Raw genomic sequence first — 2220 nt, forward strand, 5'->3', positions numbered from 1 at the left:
AGGGGATCCTTGAGTTCACCCAGATCAAGCAGTTGCTGCTCAGTGGCGCGAGCCAGGCCAATCGCGAACGCTGAGAATCAGCGTCTCCCCGGACGTGGTGACGCCGTGCCTGTGCGTCCGGCGGCACCACGACCGGCCCCTGCGGTGGACCTTTGTCCTGGTAAACGAGTGGTTCCCCTATGCTTGACGTGCTCGTCGGCAGCAACGGCGAGCCTGGCACAACGGGAGGTCACACCTTGGCGCTGACAGCTATCGTTGAGCGGCTACAGCACCTCGGCATGTCGGGGTATGAGGCGAAAGCGTATGTTGCGCTGGTTGCTTCAGGCGTTCCCATCAATGGATACGAAGTTGCCAAGAAGTCCGGGGTGCCGCGAAGCACCGTCTACGAGACGCTCGGCAAACTCGTCGCCCGCGGTGCCGCTTTCGAGGTGAAGGCGTCGGGCGACGGCAGCGCCGTCGAATATCTGCCCTTGCCGCCCCGTGTACTGGTGAGCAGGCTCTCGAAGGAGTACGAGGAGTCCATCGCCGAGCTCGAACGAATACTCCCGACGGTCACCGCCACTCCCCAGGTCCGACTCATCCACGACCTCGGCGACAAGACCGCCCTGCTCGACTGCGCCCGGGACGTCGTCAACGGTTCCAAACATGAGCTCTTCATTTCCGCATGGGGCTCGGAATGGGATGAGCTCACCGATCCGCTCCTCACTGCGGACCGCCGGTCGGTGGACATTTCCGCGCTCACGTTCGGGGAGGTCGGTACCAAGGTGGGCCATTGCTACCGGCACACACGCTCCACACCCGAGGTGTCGTTGGCCAACCTCGGTTGCCGGATGTTCACCGTGGTCGGCGACCGCGAGGAGGCCGTGGTCGGTGGTTTGACCGACATCAACGCCTGGGGTGTCTACACCGACAATCCGGCGGTCGTACTGCTCGCGATCGAATACATCCGTCACGACATCGCTATCCAGTTAATGGGCGAGCACTTCGACGCCGCCGAAGTCGACAGGTTCTGGAAGTCCGACCCCGACCTCGAACGTCTGCGTTCCGATCACGGTATCGCCGCCGAACTGATGCGTGCCGCACACAACGGCAACCGGCCCGCCGCCGGCAGTGCCCCGCGGATCAGCAGGCGCGGATCCGGTCGCTGATCGCCCGAGGCCCGCCGACATATCTCCGAGCAGCATCCCGGTATTCGAGACGCATGTCACATACGTCGTGTAGCTTATAACTACTACGAGCAAACGGAGGCGACTCATGCGCGATGTGAAGGATTCCACGGTTCTGATCACCGGTGGTGGTTCCGGGATCGGCGCGGGAGTGGCCCGCCTGTTCACCTCGCTCGGTGCGTCGGTCGTCATCGCCGGCCGACGTGAGGACAAGATCAATGCGGTCGCCGACGAACTGGGCGACCGTTGCCTGGCGGTCCGTTCCGATGTCACCGACGGCGAAGATCGCCGGAATCTGGTGGCGCGCACGCTGACCCACGGCGGCGGGCGAATCGACACGCTGGTCAACGCCGCCGGAAACATGTACCGCAGCAACCTGTCCGACATCGATGACCGGCAGGTGCTCGACCTGTTCGACGCCAATGTCGTCGGTCCGGTGATGCTTTCCCGCGAGGCCCTGCCGGCCCTGCGTGACTCCCGCGGATCGATCGTCTTCTTCGGATCGGTGCATACGCAGCGCGCCTTCCCGGGCGCTTCGCCGTACGCCGCCACCAAGGGCGCACTCGAAACCCTCACCGGGGTACTCGCAGCCGAACTCGGTCCAAGTGGAGTGCGGGTCAACTGTATTCGCCCGGGAGGGGTGTACACCGAGATCAACGAACGGGCAGGCCTGGGCACCGGCGACGAGGCGAAGGCCCGGCTGAACGACCTGGCTGCGGCGCACGCGCTCGGCCGCATCGGCACCACCGAGGAAGTCGCCGAATCCGTTGTTCACCTGGCCGCCGCCGACTGGATCACCGGGACGGTCCTGACCGTCGACGGCGGGCTCGCGCTCGGCGTGACCAACGCCTGAGGTGACCAACGCCTGACCCAGGGTCCGGCACAGCCACCGGGCCAACACTTTTCGAGTCTGGAGGAATCCCATGACCGCAACAATCCTGATCGAGGGCGGCACCGTCATCGACGGAATCGGTGACACCCCACGATCCAACGAGAGCGTGCTGATCAGCGACGGCACGATCACCGCCGTCGGTGCCCACGCCGATGCCCTCGC

At 64.9% G+C, this 2220-nt stretch carries 2 protein-coding genes; both read left to right on the top strand.

Annotated features, from left to right (window positions below; translation table 11 throughout):
• Positions 1 to 236 precede the first annotated feature (236 nt).
• A complete protein-coding gene (locus KDB67_RS00695) occupies positions 237 to 1148 on the top strand; it encodes a TrmB family transcriptional regulator (RefSeq protein WP_291011120.1) in 912 nt (303 codons plus the stop codon).
• Positions 1149 to 1254: 106 nt separating this feature from the next.
• Positions 1255 to 2019, top strand: a complete 765-nt coding sequence (locus KDB67_RS00700) for an SDR family oxidoreductase (protein ID WP_291011122.1) — start codon at positions 1255 to 1257, stop codon at positions 2017 to 2019.
• The last annotated feature ends 201 nt before the right edge of the window (positions 2020 to 2220 follow it).

Source organism: Gordonia sp. (in: high G+C Gram-positive bacteria) (assembly GCF_020438995.1).
Taxonomy (GTDB): Bacteria; Actinomycetota; Actinomycetes; order Mycobacteriales; family Mycobacteriaceae; genus Gordonia.